13 protein-coding genes are annotated in these 15,629 nt (G+C 68.4%); 6 read left to right on the plus strand and 7 right to left on the minus strand.

The window, feature by feature from the left end:
- Window positions 1-3: 3 nt before the first annotated feature.
- The 3 genes from ACFPJ1_RS11515 to ACFPJ1_RS11525 all read left to right on the plus strand — a co-directional run bounded on the left by ACFPJ1_RS11515 (window position 4) and on the right by ACFPJ1_RS11525 (window position 7,192).
- Window positions 4-1,692, plus strand: a complete 1,689-nt coding sequence (locus ACFPJ1_RS11515) for an MFS transporter (RefSeq protein WP_380103533.1) — start codon at window positions 4-6, stop codon at window positions 1,690-1,692.
- A 203-nt stretch (window positions 1,693-1,895) separates the two neighbouring features.
- On the plus strand, window positions 1,896-3,227 hold the full coding sequence (locus ACFPJ1_RS11520; RefSeq protein ID WP_380103534.1) for an esterase/lipase family protein: 1,332 nt from the start codon (window positions 1,896-1,898) through the stop codon (window positions 3,225-3,227).
- Window positions 3,224-7,192, plus strand: coding sequence for a P-loop domain-containing protein (locus tag ACFPJ1_RS11525; RefSeq protein WP_380103535.1), 3,969 nt, complete (start codon window positions 3,224-3,226; stop codon window positions 7,190-7,192). Before ACFPJ1_RS11520 ends, ACFPJ1_RS11525 begins: the two co-directional genes overlap by 4 nt.
- 61 nt (window positions 7,193-7,253) lie before the next feature.
- Here ACFPJ1_RS11525 and glpK read toward each other — a convergent pair whose 3' ends face one another.
- The 6 genes from glpK to ACFPJ1_RS11555 all read right to left on the minus strand — a co-directional run bounded on the left by glpK (window position 7,254) and on the right by ACFPJ1_RS11555 (window position 12,515).
- Window positions 7,254-8,765 (minus strand): glycerol kinase GlpK, encoded by a 1,512-nt coding sequence (glpK, locus tag ACFPJ1_RS11530; protein WP_380103536.1) that lies wholly within the window; start codon window positions 8,763-8,765, stop codon window positions 7,254-7,256.
- A gap of 3 nt (window positions 8,766-8,768) precedes the next feature.
- Entirely contained in the window at window positions 8,769-9,728 is a 960-nt protein-coding gene (locus tag ACFPJ1_RS11535; RefSeq protein ID WP_380103537.1) for a PPK2 family polyphosphate kinase, read from the minus strand.
- A 17-nt stretch (window positions 9,729-9,745) separates the two neighbouring features.
- Complete coding sequence (locus ACFPJ1_RS11540; RefSeq protein WP_380103538.1) at window positions 9,746-9,907, minus strand: hypothetical protein; 162 nt, start codon at window positions 9,905-9,907, stop codon at window positions 9,746-9,748.
- Between the two features lie 406 nt (window positions 9,908-10,313).
- A complete protein-coding gene (locus tag ACFPJ1_RS11545; protein WP_380103539.1) occupies window positions 10,314-10,796 on the minus strand; it encodes a VOC family protein in 483 nt (160 codons plus the stop codon).
- A 265-nt stretch (window positions 10,797-11,061) separates the two neighbouring features.
- A complete protein-coding gene (locus tag ACFPJ1_RS11550; RefSeq protein ID WP_380103540.1) occupies window positions 11,062-11,997 on the minus strand; it encodes a cation diffusion facilitator family transporter in 936 nt (311 codons plus the stop codon).
- A 104-nt stretch (window positions 11,998-12,101) separates the two neighbouring features.
- A complete protein-coding gene (locus tag ACFPJ1_RS11555; RefSeq protein WP_380103541.1) occupies window positions 12,102-12,515 on the minus strand; it encodes an ArsR/SmtB family transcription factor in 414 nt (137 codons plus the stop codon).
- A 33-nt stretch (window positions 12,516-12,548) separates the two neighbouring features.
- Here ACFPJ1_RS11555 and ACFPJ1_RS11560 point away from each other — a divergent pair, with 33 nt between their 5' ends.
- Together ACFPJ1_RS11560 and ACFPJ1_RS11565 are read left to right on the plus strand one after the other, a co-directional pair.
- Window positions 12,549-13,184 carry a Chromate resistance protein ChrB gene (locus tag ACFPJ1_RS11560; RefSeq protein ID WP_380103542.1) on the plus strand — a complete coding sequence of 212 codons (636 nt, stop codon included), beginning with the start codon at window positions 12,549-12,551 and terminating at the stop codon, window positions 13,182-13,184.
- A complete protein-coding gene (locus ACFPJ1_RS11565) occupies window positions 13,181-14,401 on the plus strand; it encodes an MFS transporter (protein ID WP_380103543.1) in 1,221 nt (406 codons plus the stop codon). The genes ACFPJ1_RS11560 and ACFPJ1_RS11565 overlap by 4 nt, the downstream gene beginning before the upstream one ends.
- A gap of 42 nt (window positions 14,402-14,443) precedes the next feature.
- Here the strand turns inward: ACFPJ1_RS11565 and ACFPJ1_RS11570 are convergent, their stop codons facing one another.
- The gene (locus ACFPJ1_RS11570) at window positions 14,444-15,079 is read right to left on the minus strand and encodes a TetR/AcrR family transcriptional regulator (RefSeq protein WP_380103544.1); all 636 of its coding nucleotides are present in this window, start codon (window positions 15,077-15,079) and stop codon (window positions 14,444-14,446) included.
- A 97-nt stretch (window positions 15,080-15,176) separates the two neighbouring features.
- Between ACFPJ1_RS11570 and ACFPJ1_RS11575 the strand changes: the two genes are divergently transcribed.
- Window positions 15,177-15,521 (plus strand): DUF2218 domain-containing protein, encoded by a 345-nt coding sequence (locus ACFPJ1_RS11575; protein ID WP_380103545.1) that lies wholly within the window; start codon window positions 15,177-15,179, stop codon window positions 15,519-15,521.
- Window positions 15,522-15,629 lie beyond the last annotated feature (108 nt).

Raw genomic sequence — 15,629 nt, forward strand, 5'->3', positions numbered from 1 at the left:
CATATGACCGCATCACATGGGACGGCCCCGAGCCCGTTCAAGCAGCCACGTGCCGTCTGGGCCGTGGCATTCGCTTGTGTCGTCTCGTTCATGGGCATCGGGCTCGTCGATCCGATCCTGCCCGCACTGGCCGGCAGCCTGCACGCCACGCCGAGCCAGGTGTCACTGCTGTTCACCAGCTATCTGGTCGTGACCGCGGTCGCAATGCTGGTAGTCGGCTGGGTATCCAGCCGCATCGGCGCCAAGCGCACGCTGGTCGTCGGCCTGATCCTGATCGTCGTGTTCGCCGCACTCGCCGGCACGTCGAACACGATCGGCGGCATTGTCGGTTTCCGCGCCGGCTGGGGCCTGGGCAACGCCTTGTTCATCGCGACCAGCCTCGCCGTCATCGTGGCCTCGGCCAGCGGCGGCTTCGCCGGGGCGATCATCCTGTACGAGACCGCGCTGGGTCTCGGCATCGCGGTCGGGCCGCTGCTCGGCGGCGAACTCGGCAGCATCAGTTGGCGCTGGCCGTTCTTCGGCGTCGCAGTGCTGATGTTCATCGCCCTCGTCGCGACCGTCGCGTTCGTTCCGGACCTTCCGAAGCCGGAGCACAAGACATCGTTGGCCGCGCCGCTCAAGGCGTTGCGGCACCGCGGCCTGCTGACGATGGGCATCATGGCGCTGCTCTACAACTGGGGATTCTTCACGATGCTCGGCTACGCGCCGTACCCGATGGAACTCAACGCCCACAAGCTCGGCCTGGTCTTCACCGGCTGGGGCCTGCTGGTCGCCGCCTTCAGCGTGTTCTTCGCACCGCGGCTGCAGGCGCGGTTCGGCACCGCGCCGGTGCTCTACGTCAACCTGCTCGGCCTCGGCATCGTCATGGCCGTCATCGCGATCGGCGTGAACACTCCGGCGGCGGTCATCACCGCGGTCATCGTCAGTGGCGCGTTCATCGGCATCAACAACACCTTGACCACACAGGCAGTCATGCTCGTCTCGCCGGTGGAGCGGCCGGTCGCGTCCTCGGCGTACGGCTTCGTCCGGTTCATCGGCGGCGGCCTCGCACCATTCGTCGCGGGCAAGCTCGCCGACGCCACCAACCTCAGCGTCCCCTTCTACCTCGGTGGCGTCGCCTTCATCCTGGCCATCGTCGTGCTCGCCTCCGGTCACAAGCTGGTCGCCGCGGCCGAGAAGGGCATGGTCGAGGGCGAGCCGGTGCGCCCGAGCCTCCAGCGCGTCGGGCCCGCGCCGGCGGCGGGGTACCAACCTGTCGTGGTCGCGGTCGGCGCCACCGAAGACGCCGCCGAGATCGTCGACGCGGCCGCCATGATCGCCCGCGACACCGGCAGCCCGTTGGAGGTTGTCCACGTCCGCGAGACCGCCGTTGTCGAGGAGCTGGCCATCGACGCCGAGGACGCTGAGCAGGCACACGCCTCGGTCCTGAGCCACCTCGACCGGCTGTTCACGCAGGGCATCGCCGCCACCGGTCTGGTGCTCTCGAGCGTCGGTGACCACGCCGCTGCAGGTCGGACCCTCGCTCAGCACGCCGACGACATCGACGCGCGCACCATCGCGGTCGGCCGGTCCCCGCGCGGACCGGTGGCCCAGTTCGCCGACGGCAGCTTCACCAGCGCGTTGACCCACGCCGCAGCCCGCACAGTCGTACTGGTCGAACCCGGCAAAGCGCCATTCCAGGTGACAGCCTGACCACCACGTCGCTGCACGAGCTGCGCGGCACAAGCAGGTAGCGGAGGCAGGCAATCCGGCACCAAGCGAGCCGCGCACTGATCTGATTCACGGCGCCTGGTATTTCGCCGGGAACGAGCCGAAACTGAACCCGGGGGTGGGTTCGAATGGACGGGCCGGGTGGGGCTGTGTCTCGGGACGCGGTAGTCGTGCTTCCGGGGATCATGGGAAGTTCGCTGGTCGAGGCAGAGTCGGGCGATGTGTTGTGGGGGCTCGACGATGCCGGGTGGTTGATCAACGCCTGGACGACCGGTACGGCGTTGCGACGGCTGGCCGTGACGGATGACGAACGGACCGGCCGGACCGGGCGGATCCGGGCCGTCGGCCTGCTGAGGTTCCCCGCGTTCGCGCCGGTGCTGAAGGGGTTCGAGCCTTACACCGCGTTGCTCACGGGGATCGGACGGGTGCTTGCCCACCCGGACGCGTTGTGCGAGTTCCCGTACGACTGGCGGTTGTCCGTGCAGCACAACGCGGGCGAACTCGGCCGGCGGGTCAAGTGGCACCTGGATCGGTGGCGTGCCCATCCCGCGGGCAGCGCGGACGCGAAGGTGGTGCTGGTCGCCCACTCGATGGGCGGACTCGTCGCCCGGTACTTCACCCAGGTGCTCGGCGGCGAGTCCGACGTACGCATGACAGTGACGCTAGGTACGCCGTACTACGGCGCGGTGAAGGCTGCGTACATCCTGACCTCGGGGCGCGGCACACCCGTACCGCTCCCCCACCGGCGGCTGCGGCACCTCGTCCGGAACATGCCAGGACTGCACGACCTGCTGCCCTTCTACCGTTGCGTGGACGACGGCGAGACCGCTCGATGGTTGCTGCCCGAAGACGTCGCGGACCTCGGCGGTGACGCGGACCTCGCCGCCGCGTCCCATCACCGGCACGACCAGCTGATGGATGGGCCGGCCCGGGGTCTGCGGCTGCTCGTCGGCGTCGAACAGCCGACGATGCAGAGTCTGTCCGTGGACGGCGGGGTGGCGACTCCCTTCCGGCACACCTGCATCACCGATCAGACCGGTCGGATTCAACGTCGTGAGGATCTCGCCGGCGACGGGACCGTGTTCCGCCGTGCCGCCGCCGCGTTCGATCTCCCGGTCGGCACCTTGCCGCAGTCCCACGGTGCCATCGCGGCGACGGAGGAGGCCGTCTCCTACGTCCGCGACGTACTGACCAACGACACCGCCGGTCCGCCGCTCGGGCTCGGTGAGATCGGCATCGACGTACCCGATGTCATGTCGGTCGCCGAGCCGCTCAGAATCACGGTGACGGGTACGGAAGCGAGCGGTACGTCGTGCCGGGTCTTCGACGCGTTCACCCAACGCCAGGTGGCCTGGCCTCCGTTGCAGGAGCTGGGCGGCGTTGTGACCGCATCCGTCGACCTGCCGGGGCCAGGGGTGTACAGGGTCGAGGTCAAGGGCGGTGGGGCGTCGGCTGTGACCGAGCAGGTGATGGCGGTCGCCCCCGAGGACTATGTCCTCGAAGGAGCCGACGAATGAGCGAGCCGACCTTCACCATCCACGCCGTCCCGATCGCCGACTACAGCACCCAGGTCCAGAATCCGTTCCCGCCTGTCGCCGCGGACGACGACGCCGAGGCGATCGCCGAGCTGCTCGCGCCGTACGGCGGCGTCGTCCAGCACTGGACCGGCGGTGAACGCGACGCGGCATGGGTGAAGCAGCAGTTGGGTCGGTGGGCCGACCGCGACGGCCCGCGGAGTTCGATCCTGCTGTGGGTGGGGCATGGCGAGTCGGACGGCAACGACGCCTGGCTCGCCTCGTTCGGTACGGCGCAGCACAAGAAGGGCACCGGGCACAACGCGACCGAACTGGCGGACCATCTGGATGACGAGTGGTCGGCCAGACGCGGCGACGCCGAGGCGTGGACGCTCGTCGTCATCGAGGCATGCGGGGCGGAGCGGTTCGTCGAGCTGCTGGCGGCGGCCATCCTGGCCAAGCCGAACCCGCCGCAGCGGTTCGCGCTGCTGGGCGGCGGCGGGCGGGGGTCGTCGTTCCTCACGGCGGTTCCGGCTGCGCTGCGAGCGGTCCTGGATTCCTACGAGGACAACGACGAGGTGATCCGGATCGACGACCTCATCGGCCGCCTGGAGAACCGGCTCGAGCCCGGAAGCGCGATCCGGAGCAGTCTCGGCCGGGCGCGTCCGTTGGCCCGGCCCCGGGTGTTCAGCCAGGGCATCACCGCACCGCACGATGTCTACACCGAACTCAAGGACTTCCTCGCCGGCCTGCCTCCGGATCAGCGCGGCTTCTTCGTGCCGAAGGCGCAGGGCGCCGAGCTCAGCGAGCTGACCTGGTACTTCGAAGGCCGCGGCCGGGAACGCCGCGAGATCACCGACTGGCTGAGCACGAACTCGTCCGGCCTGCTCGCCGTCACCGGCCCGGCCGGCTCGGGCAAATCCGCCGTACTGGGCAACATCGTCGTTCACACCAACCCCTCGCTGCGCGACCTGCTGGTCCGCACCGGCCAGGTCGAGCGGCTGCCCGCAGCGGAACAACCTCCGGACAACTTGTTCGACGCGTCCGTTCTGCTCACCGGTCTGTCGACCTCCGACGTCGTCGACCGGTTGGCCACCGACCTCGGGATGGAGGCACCAGATCCTGGGCGGGATCCCGCCGCGAAGGTCGAGGGACTGCGCCGCGCGGTCGAAGGCCGCGCCGCGCCGCTCACCGTGCTGGTCGATGCGCTGGACGAAGCCCAGGAGCCACTGGACGTAGCCGCCGTACTGCGGCAGTTGGCGGACATCGAAGGATGCCGGGTCGTCGTGGGCACCCGCCGATCGACGAGGGAAGGCCCCGACCTACCGGAACCGGACGACACCAACCTGCTCGATGCCCTCGGCAACATCACACGGGTCACTGTCGACCTCGATACGGCGGCAGTCACCAGGTATGTACAGCGCCAGCTGAGCACGCTTCAGATCGACGAGGACACCGTGGCCGAGGCCGCCCGCAGCGTCGGCGCGCACAACAGGCACTTCCTGTACGCCCGCCTGGCGGTGCACGAGATCCTCGCCCGGCCCGAGCTGCTCGCTCCGGCCAACCGAGGGGAGCTCACCGACCTACTCGCCCAGGATCACCGCGGTCTGTTCGCCACCGCCGTACGACGCCTGTCGGTTGCCGACCGCACCTTCGGCCCACTGCTCGAGGCACTCGCTCACAAGTGCGGTCGAGGTCTGCCCCGTGCCGACAACATCTGGGCGACAGTCGCCGGTGCGTTCGGCCGGCGCCCCGGCGAGGCTGACCTGGACAAGCTCATCATCGACGCGGCGCCGTACATCATGCTCGACGGCGAGAACGGTCAGAGCACCTACCGGCTCGCGCACCAGACCTTCGGTGAGCACTTCTACGCTCAGCCCGGGTACGGCGAGGGGCACCGCCGGATCGCGAAGGCTCTGGCCGAGCACTATCGTACCGACCCGGGTGGATGGACCACCGCCAACTTCTACGCCGTTCGCTATCTCGCCGAGCACTACGTCGCCGACGCGGACCGGACCACACCTGATGCCTACGGTCTCGCGGACCTCGTGACCGACACCGGTTGGTTGCCCCGGGCCATCGAATTGCTGGGCGTCGACCAGACCGTCGCACTGATCGGCGCGGCCAGGGTCGTCACCGAGCAGGACGTGAGTCGTGACGACACCGACGCTCTGGTGATGTGGGCGAGCACGTTCCAGCCCATCGACGTCATCGAGCGGACGCTGCGCCGGAGCCGGATCGCCCTCAGCCGCGATCCCGATCAGCTTCCCGGCCAACTCCACGCCCGGCTGAAGGACTACGCCGGCTCCTCGATGGCCGAACTCGGAAACGCGATCGGCCGGACCGCCACGGCACCCTGGCTCCGGATGGTGGAGGGCAGCCTCGACTGGAGCGCGGATCTCGAGTCGACGTACGGAACCGCGGGCAAGGTGCGCGGGCTGGGATTCGGTCACGTCGGCGACCGCCCGGTGGTCGCCATCGCGGTCGACGAACGAGTCGAACTCTGGGACCCGCGCGCCGGCGTCCCGGACGTCGCGGCCACCATCGAAGTCGGTTACCGACCGACCGCGGTGGCTGTGGCCACTATCGGCGGACGGTCCGTCGTGGTGACCGCCGCGGAGTACGACGGCGTGCTCGCGGTGTGGGACGCCCGTAGTGGTGAGAGGTTGGTCGCGGCGGAGATCGGGCTTGGTTTCGCCCTCGGAGTCGGCCGGGTGAACGGCCGGCTCGTCATCGCGGGTGCCTCGTTCCACGGCGGGCTGAACGTCGTCGATGCGGTCTCGTTGGAGCCCGTGGACGTCGTAGCCGGTCTGGAGGAGCGTCAGGTTCGTGGGTTCGGAGTCGAGGACGACGGCGCGTTGATGGTTCTCGGCGTGGAGGACGAGCGCGGGCCCAGACGCATGCACCGTGTGGTGCTGATCGATCCCTCGGACAACCGCACGATCTGGCGGACTGCTCTCATCACGTCCGAGAACGGCAGCTCGCAGGACGTCATGGCCGGCGGCCGGGTCGCGGGCGGGACGACGTTCGTCGTCGCCGCCGGCATCGGCGATCGCCTGTTGTGGCTCACCGAAGGCAACGCGCACGTCGAGCGGTCGCCGTACGGTCCGCTGACTCGCGCCATCGCGATCGGGACTGTAGACGGGCGCGGGATCGTGGTGTCCTCACCCGACTACGACGACACCGCCCTGGTGCAGTTGCAGCAGATCGACTACGAGGCGGACAGGCACGGCGTGAAGCTCTTCCGTCGCCGTAGCACCGCGGACGCCCCTGCTCAGGGCGAGGGGTTCGCGCCAATGCCGATTCCGCTCGGGCTCGGCAAGGCGCCGCCGCGGAACCAGTCCGGCCAGCGGCCGATTCCTGTGAACCGACCCGAGGACTGGCCGCTGTCGGTCGCGGTGACCGGCGAACTGGATGGCCGGCCAATCCTCGCCACGGGATCGGCCGAAGGTGCGGTGTGGATCTGGGATCAGCAGACGATCGCCGATGAGCGCCCACAGATTGTCGCGGGACCGTTCGTAGAGCTCCCGGAGCACGTCCTCGCGTTTGGCTGGGACCGGCTGGGAATGAAGCCGGGCCTCGAACTCGCAACGTCTGTGGCCCTGGGCAACCTTGCTGATCGCGGTCCGATCGTCGCGGTGGCCTGTAGTGGGAAGGTGAGGCTGTACGCGATCGCGGCCGGCGAGCGGATCGAGAATCCCGCTGACGGGGCCGCCGCCGTCGAATGCGTGGCCCTCGGCCCGGTCAACCGGCGGACCGTGCTCGTGACCGGATCCACCGGCGGAAACCTCACCGTCTGGGACCCAGCCGCAGGTACCCGCGTCGCCGGACTGGCCCTCGACGATCCGATCACGAACGTCCGGATCGAGAACGAGCGGATCGCCCTCCGCACCGCCGCCTCCGGCGACTACCTCCTCGAACTCAAGGAGCCGTCTCGATCATCCACAAGTGACCGTCCGGGACCGTGAAGACGGCTGCGTAGGCCCACGCAGAGTCACCGGTGTGAGAGTTCCGGTCTCTTTGCACTCGTCAGCCTGTTTTTCCGGCCAGGCCCAGCGTCCGTTCCACACCGATGCGCCAGCCGGCGACGCCGCGCGCCCGTTCGTCCGCACTCATGTGCGGCTCCCAGCCGTGCGTGATGGTGTAGTTCGCACGCAGATCGTCTAGCCCCGACCAGAACCCGGTCGCAAGCCCCGCGGCGTAGGCGGCGCCGGTGGCGGTGATCTCAGCCGCGGCCGGAGCGACGACGTGGGAGCCGAGGATGTCGGCCTGAAACTGCATCAGGAGCTCGTTCTTGGTCATGCCTCCATCCACTCGGAGTTCGCCGAGCTCCGCCAGGCCGGTGTCGGCGAGCATCGCTTCAACCAGGTCGTAGGTCTGGTACGCCGTGGCTTCCAGCGCCGCACGTGCGATGTGTCCTTTGTTGGCGAACCGTGTCAGGCCTACGATCACCCCACGCGCATCGTCGTGCCAGTACGGCGCCAACAGGCCGGAGAACGCGGGGACGAAGACCACGCCGCCCGAGTTCTCGACGGAGCGCGCGAGGGTCTCGACCTCGGAAGCGTCGGTGATGATTCCGACGTTCTCGCTGAGCCACTGGACGAGGGCGCCGGCCATCGAGACCGAACCCTCGAGGGCGTAGACGGCGTCGGCGTCGCCCAGCTTCCAGGCGACCGTAGTGATCAAGCCATGCTTGGACATCACCGGTTCCGTTCCGAGGTTGGCGAGCAGGAAGGCTCCGGTGCCGTAGGTGCTCTTCATGTCACCGTGGTCGAAACACGTGTGCCCCAGCAACGAGGCCTGCTGGTCGCCGAGAAGGCCGGCAACGGGGACGCCGGCCAGATCGCCCGTCGCGGTGCCGTAGACCTCGCTCGAGGAGCGGATCTCCGGGAGCAGTGCGCGCGGGATGTCCATGATGTCCAGCAGTTCCTGATCCCACTCGATCGTGTGCAGGTTCATCAGAAGCGTCCGGCTGGCGTTGCTCGGCTCGGTCACGTGCACGCCGCCATCGGGACCGCCGGTGAGATTCCACAGCAGCCAGGTGTCGGGGGTGCCGAACAACAGGTCGCCCCGGCCGGCCGCCTCCCGCCTGGCCGGGTCCTGGTCGAGCAGCCAGCGGAGCTTGAGAGCCGAGGAATATGTCGAGATCGGCAGGCCGGTGCGCTGCTGGAACCGATTGATGCCTTCGTCGGCAGCCAGTGCGTCGGCGGCCGCGGCCGTCCGGGTGTCCTGCCAAGTGATCGAGTTCGCTACCGGGCGTCCCGTGCGGCGATCCCACAGTACGACGGACTCGCGCTCGTTCGTGATCCCGATCCCGGCGAGATCCGCCGGCTGGGCATCCGCCGCGGCGAGCGCCTCATGGATGCACTCCTGGGTTCGCTGCCAGACCTCGGCCATGTCGAGCTCGACCAGGCCCGGTCCGGGGTAGTGCATGGTCTGTCCGCGCTGCGCGGTTGCGACGGCAGTGCCATCCTCGCCGAACAGCAAGCATCGCGTGCTGGTGGTGCCGTGGTCGATCGCCGCGACGAATCTGCCAGCCATCGCTCATGCCTCCTGCTCAGCGAGAGCCGGTTCGAACGGATCCGGGGCAGCCCCCTTGGGTGCCTCCGATTCCAGCTCGACCTTCGTCGCCTGAAGGTCTCGCAGCGCATCGTCGTCGAGCGTCGGGTACTGCGGGTCGAGCTCGATCAGTGCGTTGGCGATCACCCCCGCGGCTGCGATTCGGGCGAACCACTTGCGGTCCGCCGGGATCACATGCCAGGGAGCCCACTCGGTGCTCGTGTGGCTCAGCATCTGCGAGAACGCCTCCTGGTAGTCGTCCCAGGACCGGCGCTCCTGCACATCGTGCGCCGAGAACTTCCAGTTGTGCTCCGGCAGGTCGATGCGCCTCAGGAAGCGGACGCGCTGCTCCTCCTTCGAGAGGTTGAGGAACAGCTTCACGACCCGGAAGCCGTTCTCGACGAGGTAGCGCTCCCAGTTGTTGATCGCTTCGTACCTGTGCTTCCAGACGTGGTCCTCGCGCGTCTCGAGCGGCAGCTTCTGGCGGACGAGATTCTCCTGGTGCACCCGGACGACGAGCACCTCCTCATAGTGGGAGCGGTTGAAGATGCCGATCTCGCCCCTGGACGGCAGGCGCTCCTGGTACCGGCGAAGGAAGTCGTGGTTCAGGTCGGTCGCCGAAGGAACCTTGAAGCTCTCGACTCTCACGCCCTGGGGATTCACGCCGCTCATCACGTGGCGGATCGTCCCGTCCTTGCCGGCCGCGTCGAGCGCCTGAAGGACCACGACGACGCCGACGGTGTCCTGAGCCGCAAGCCGGGCCTGGTAGTCCGCAAGCAGCTCGATCCCCTCGGTCAACAGCTCGGCGCCGTCCTTCTTCTTCTCGATCCCCGCCTTGAACGCGGGATCGAAGTCCTCAGCGAGTGTCACGTGCGAGCCCGGCTTCACTCGGAACGGCTCGATGAACCGGGCGATTCGCTTCGCCGATGGGGCGTCAGTAGGCATGGCTGATCCTCCTCCCATCACGACTTCTTCGCCGGCTGCATCTTGCGCAGGCTCCCCACGATGCCGCCCAGCGGGACCGTGCGGGCTTCCGCCGACACCGCGATCGCATCGTTGTCGACCTTGCGATCCCAGAACAGTTCGTTGCAGACGTTGTCGACCAGATCAGTGTCCGAGCGCATCGGAGCTCTCCTTCGTCGGTGAAATCTGTCCCCTCGATCCTCGTGCTGCCGACCTCGCGGCGGAATCCGCGTCACAGCTGATCCGCTGCGGAAATCACGAAGAATTCCTCGCCGTCGTCGGATCATCAACAGGGCCTACGCATCGATCCGACAGGACCGGGTTACGCGCACCTGAAGTTGCCGGCGCTAGCCGAGTCCGGGCCTCTCGACGAGCTGAGGCAGGCCCGGATCGACCTAGTGCCGGACCAGTTGGCGTTCGCTCGAACCGGGGCAGCGAAGCGTCACCACTGCTGCTCCCCGCGGCGCGGAGCCGATCGACCTTTCGCGCGCGCGACCTACCTGGATGCCTCGAAGCGGCGATGTTCGCCGGCAGCCACGCCCATGCCTGGAACGACCGGCGACAAGTTCAGCCCGGGAGGTCCTCCGCGCGCTTCGCGGCGAGCTTGCCGTGCAGCAGTCCGGTGGACTGGCCGACCTCGATGAGATATCCGTCCGGGTCCCGCATGTAGCAGCGGATCTCTGCTCCGCGGTCGATCGGTGGCGTCACAAACTCTGCGCCCTTGGCCTTCCACTCCTCGTAGCGGGCCTGGATATCAGCGACCCGCAGGTTAAGGAAGATCGAGGTCGTGTCGCCGGGCTGGTAGTCGACCACCGAGATCCCTGGCTTGTCCGGAGTGGGCGGCCCGCCGGGGTTCATGATGATCCACGAATTGGCCAGCTTGACCATGCACGGATTCTCGTCCAGGACGACGGTGCCGCCGAGGACACGCGAGTAGAAGTCCCGGGACCGCGCGACCTTGCGGACGGTGATGAACAACGTCACCACAATGCCGTCGTCGTCGGGCGCGGGGAGATTGGCGAAGTCGATCCGGTCCGCGGGGTCCGTCATCATTCCTCCATTCCGGCGGCATCGGCTTGTCGAACGCCGGTCCTGGTCGCAACCCTTCCCTCCATGATCGCCGAGGCGGACGGATTTCGGTATCCTCCCAGGTTCTAGCCGCCAAGGGACTGACGGCCTGGACCGAACACCAGGTCAGGGCTGGACATCATGGCTCCCTGCTGGATCGTCCTCGCGATGCTCGCAAGGCCTTGTATGCCCCGATCCGCCGATGGAGGGCGGTTGCCCTTGGCAAGGGCATCGCGGTACCCCGTGATCAGAGCCCGTGTGCATCGTGACTGTGGTGATCATGGGTTGCCGGATAGGCATGTACCACGGCCGTACGCAAGCGCGGCACCGCATGGGTCAGTTCGTGTTCGGCGTCGTGGGCCAGACGGTGAGCCTCGGTACTGTCGTGAGCGTCGACGACCAGGTCGACGTCGGCGTGGAGTTCGTGGCCGATCCAGCGCATCCGGACCCGCCGTACCGAGCGGACTCCGGGCATGGCGGCGAGGGCAGTTTCGGCGGTATCCACGATGGCCGGGTCGACGCCGTCCATCAGCCTGCGGAACACGTCGCGGCCTGCCGTGCGCAACACGGCGAGGATGGCGATGGTGATGACGAGGCCGATCAGTGGGTCGGCGAGCGGGAAGCCGGCGGCGACTCCTGCCGCGCCGAGCACGACGGCGAGCGATGTCATGCCGTCGGTGCGAGCGTGGAGCCCGTCCGCGACGAGTGCCGCCGAGCCGATCTTGCGGCCGATCCGGATCCGGTAGACCGCGACCGCTTCGTTGCCGGCGAAGCCGATCACGCCGGCGGCGGCAACCCAGCCGAGGTTGTGGACCGGAACCGGGTCGATGAGCCGACGGATCGATTCCCACCCCGCGAGCAGGGCGGACAGCCCGATCATCGCGACCACGAACAGCCCGGCCAGGTCCTCGGCCCGCCCGTACCCGTAGGTGTAGCGGCGGGTCGCGGCGCGCCGGCCGAGGACGAACGCGATCCACAACGGCAGCGCCGTGAACGCGTCGGACAAGTTGTGCACCGTGTCGGCCAGGAGAGCAACCGACCCCGACACCGCGACGACCATCAACTGCAGGCCGGCGGTGAGCGCGAGCACTAGCAAGCTGACCTTCACGGCCCGGATCCCGGCCGCGCTGGACTCGATCGCGCTGTCGATCGAGTCCGCGGCGTCATGAGAATGCGGCCGCACCGCATCGCGGATCAGCTGCCACCAGCCGCCGGTAGCTTCATGGCCGTGTCCGTGTCCGTGCCCGTGGCCGGCATCGTGCCGGTGTTCTCGAGCTCGTTGATGGGTCATTGAGCAGTCTGCCCGCTGGGATCGGTGATGTCGCGGCCCGGGTGGAGCTGGGCCAGTTCCTCGTCGCCGAGGTGGTGAGCGGGGACTCCGGGCCCTGCGTGTTCGGCGTTGTAGACAGCGTCCGCGACCAGCCGGCCGACGTGATCGTTCTCCAGCCGGTAGAAAACCTGGGTTCCTTCGCGCCGGGTCCGTACCAGTCGTGCCATCCGCAACTTGGCCAGATGCTGCGACACCGATGGCGCCGGTTTCCCCACCCGGGTCGCCAACTCGTTGACCGGCAACTCCTCGCCCGTCAACGCCCACAACACCTGGATCCGCGTGGCATCGGCCAGCATCCGGAACACCTCGACCGCTAGATCCACCTGATCGTCGGGGAGCCGCCGCTGACAACCTCTACTATCTGCACGCATATGCAGATAGTAGACCTCGCACCCCCTGGCGGTTTGAAGAGCGTCAGCACCGTTGCCACCGCCGTGGAGATCGTCGATGTAACGCGCGATACATTCGGTTGTGTGACAGACGAGCAGCGCGGAAGTCGGTGGCTGATGCTGGTGATCCGGTTGACTGCCGAGCCTTCCCGGCATCGAGTCGGCGTGTGGCGTGAACTGCGCAAGGCGGGTGCGTTGTCGCTTGGTCAGGGTGTCTGGGCGGTGCCAGACCTGCCTGTGTTCGCCGGCGGTGTGGAGCGTGCTGTCGCGCTGGCAGCGCGCGCTGATGGTGAGGCGACGGTCCTGGAGGCCGGCGGTCGCAGCCCAGCCGATGCTGAGCGTTTCGAGGCGATGTTCAACGCCGCCCGCCAGGCGGACTGGGCAGAGTTCCTCGCCGACTGCGCCAAGTACCAAGCCGAGGTGGCCAAGGAGATCCGGATCGAGAAGTTCACTTTGGCTGAGCTCGAAGAAGAAGAGCAGAGCCTGGAGAGGCTGCGGCGCTGGCATTGTGACCTGACCGCCCGGGACGTCTTCGGTACTCCGGAAGCCATCCAGGCGACCGCTCGACTGAAAGAGTGCGTGGCGGCGTGCGAGGACTACGCCGAGCGGGTCTTCGGGGTCCTGCACGACATCCCGAGCGGCGAACGATGACCAACCCCACTGCACCGCCCACGACCGCCCGCGACCGGCGGATGTGGCCCCTGTACGCGGCCGGGTTCACAACAGCGTTCGGTGCGCACGCGGTGGCGGCCAACCTGGGCGCCTTCTCCGACGACGCGGTGAAGTCGCTGCTGAGGCTTGGATTCCTGCTCGCGCTGTACGACGGTGCCGAGGTGCTGCTGAAGCCGGTGTTCGGCACCATCGCCGACCGGATCGGCGCCCGGCCGGTACTGCTGGCCGGGCTGGTCGGCTTCGCTGTCGCCTCCGGGCTGTATGTGGTGGCCGACAGCCCTGGGTGGCTGTGGGTCGCGCGGCTGGGGCAAGGTGCCGCGGCGTCGGCGTTCTCGCCGTCAGCCTCCGCATTGGTGGCGCGACTCAACCCGGCGGCCAAGCACGGCCGGGCGTTCGGCAGCTACGGGTTCTACAAGAGCATCGGCTACACCCTCGGACCGCTGCTCGGCGGTGGGCTGGTGTGGCTGGGTGGATTCAGGTTGCTGTTCGCCGTGATGACCGTCCTCGCGTTGGCAGTGGCCGCCTGGGCGCTGCTCGCAGTACCGGCAGTGCCCCCGCTCCCCCGGACCCGTCAGACCGTGATCGACCTCACCCGCCGGGTCACCGATCCGGTGTTTCTGCGGCCGACCGCCGCGCTGGCCGGGGCCACCGCGGCCCTGTCCGTCGGTGTTGGGTTCTTGCCGGTGACCGGCGCGGCGGCTGGGCTGGGCACGGTCGCCACCGGAGCAGCCGTATCCGTGCTCGCCGCTACCGCCGCGTTGGTACAGCCTCGCGCCGGTCGCGCCCTGGACGCCGGCCGCATCACCGCGCGCGGCGGCCTGACAGTAGGCCTGCTCACAGCCGCGGCCGGTCTGGGCTGTGCCACCCTGCCGGGGATCGTCGGCGTCCTGCTTGCTGCGTTGTTGATCGGGGCCGGCACGGGGCTGATCACGCCGTTGGGGTTCGCGGCCCTGGCCGCCTCAACGCCGCCGGCGCGCCTCGGTCAGACCATGGGTACCGCCGAGCTCGGGCGGGAACTTGGCGACGCTGGCGGACCGCTCCTGGTCGCCGGCGTCGCCACCGCGGCAACCCTCACCTACGGCTACGCCGCCCTCGCGGTCGTGCTCGCTGCCGGACCCGTTGTAGGCCTGGCGGCCATGGCACTCCGGCGGCGCCGCCAGAGGCCGACGGCGGTGCCAGCAGCGCCCGAACCTTGACGGTGACAGCGCCGACTCCACAGCGTGGTGGCACGAACGGCATCAGCCAGACGCCAGCGGACCTGGCGTCATCCTCCGAGCTGTGGCTGAGCCGGTGCCAGCCTCCGACTCTCCCTGCTCGGGGACTGGGCTTCGCAACCCGGCCAGCGTGACGGCGACCAGACGCCGCACCGCCGCCTTCGACGGTGCGACGCCGGCCGCGGCCAGCGCATGGACGCAGTACGTCGCCAACTCCTTCGGCGGTGCGTCGTTCCGCACCCGTCCGGCAGCGACTTCCTCGGCCAGCAACTGCGCCAGGTAGTCGGTCAGGTGTCGGCGGGCTTTCGCGACATCGTCCGCCCGGTGCAACGAGGCGTCGAGGTCAATCTTCGGGTGCTCGCTGCAGATGACGGCGTACGCCTCGAGCACGGCGTCGAGGCGGCCCGTCTGATCTCTGATCGACGACAGTCGGTGCAGATGGTTGCCGACCTGGCGCTCATGCCAGGCAAGCAGGATCGTCTCGACGTCGGGGAAGTACTTGTACAGCGTCGCCCGCCCGAGCCCAGTGCGCTTCGCGATCTCCGACATCGTCACGCCGGTCACCCCACGCTCGGCGACCAGCGCTGCCGTCGCATCCAGGGTCGCGTCGCGAACAGCCTGGCGGTGTGCCTCGATGGTGTCGTCCCACAGCTTCGGCATGGTGACAACCATACAGAACGTCGTCTTCCTCGACACTACGTCCTTATATGCGACACTATGTATCGCAAATCCCGAATCCTAGCGAAGGAGTCAGCAGATGCCCACCGCCGAGGGATTCGTCAGCACCGATCGGGCCGATCGCTATCTCAGTCAGCTCAGCAGGCATCTGGGCCACGGACCAGGTGGGATCCAGGCCGACACGCGGACCGACGGCAGCTTGTTCCTCGACCTGGGCGACGCGACCTGCGTCCTGTCCGCAACTCCGGCCGGGCTCCGCCTCCACGCGGAATCCTCGGCCGAGGACCAGTTAGCGCAACTTCAACGCCGACTCGCCAGCCGCATCGAGCAGATCGGCCACCGCGACTCCCTCACCGTGCACTGGAGTCCCCCTCCCCCGCCAGCCAACGCTGCCGAGCGTCACACCCCCTCCAGCCACGCCTGACCAGCGGTCGTTTCGACCCCGCCGAGCCTGTGAGCTCCTTGTACCTCCAGCCTGCGACGACCGGGGTTCGGTACACGGCCGGAAGTCCTGCCCCCGGGTCGGACTTTC

Source organism: Kribbella qitaiheensis, from assembly GCF_042657745.1.
In the GTDB taxonomy this organism is placed as follows: Bacteria; Actinomycetota; Actinomycetes; order Propionibacteriales; family Kribbellaceae; genus Kribbella; species Kribbella qitaiheensis.

Bases quoted from the DNA above. Each gene is read 5' to 3' on its own strand.
- ACFPJ1_RS11555 (WP_380103541.1), bottom strand. From the start codon at position 12,515: ATGCGTGCAGATAGTAGAGGTTGTCAGCGGCGGCTCCCCGACGATCAG.
- glpK (WP_380103536.1), bottom strand. From the start codon at position 8,765: ATGGCTGGCAGATTCGTCGCGGCGATCGACCACGGCACCACCAGCACG.
- ACFPJ1_RS11540 (WP_380103538.1), bottom strand. From the start codon at position 9,907: ATGCGCTCGGACACTGATCTGGTCGACAACGTCTGCAACGAACTGTTC.
- ACFPJ1_RS11515 (WP_380103533.1), top strand. From the start codon at position 4: ATGACCGCATCACATGGGACGGCCCCGAGCCCGTTCAAGCAGCCACGT.
- ACFPJ1_RS11565 (WP_380103543.1), top strand. From the start codon at position 13,181: ATGACCAACCCCACTGCACCGCCCACGACCGCCCGCGACCGGCGGATG.
- ACFPJ1_RS11520 (WP_380103534.1), top strand. From the start codon at position 1,896: ATGGGAAGTTCGCTGGTCGAGGCAGAGTCGGGCGATGTGTTGTGGGGG.
- ACFPJ1_RS11535 (WP_380103537.1), bottom strand. From the start codon at position 9,728: ATGCCTACTGACGCCCCATCGGCGAAGCGAATCGCCCGGTTCATCGAG.
- ACFPJ1_RS11545 (WP_380103539.1), bottom strand. From the start codon at position 10,796: ATGACGGACCCCGCGGACCGGATCGACTTCGCCAATCTCCCCGCGCCC.
- ACFPJ1_RS11570 (WP_380103544.1), bottom strand. From the start codon at position 15,079: ATGCCGAAGCTGTGGGACGACACCATCGAGGCACACCGCCAGGCTGTT.
- ACFPJ1_RS11575 (WP_380103545.1), top strand. From the start codon at position 15,177: ATGCCCACCGCCGAGGGATTCGTCAGCACCGATCGGGCCGATCGCTAT.
- ACFPJ1_RS11525 (WP_380103535.1), top strand. From the start codon at position 3,224: ATGAGCGAGCCGACCTTCACCATCCACGCCGTCCCGATCGCCGACTAC.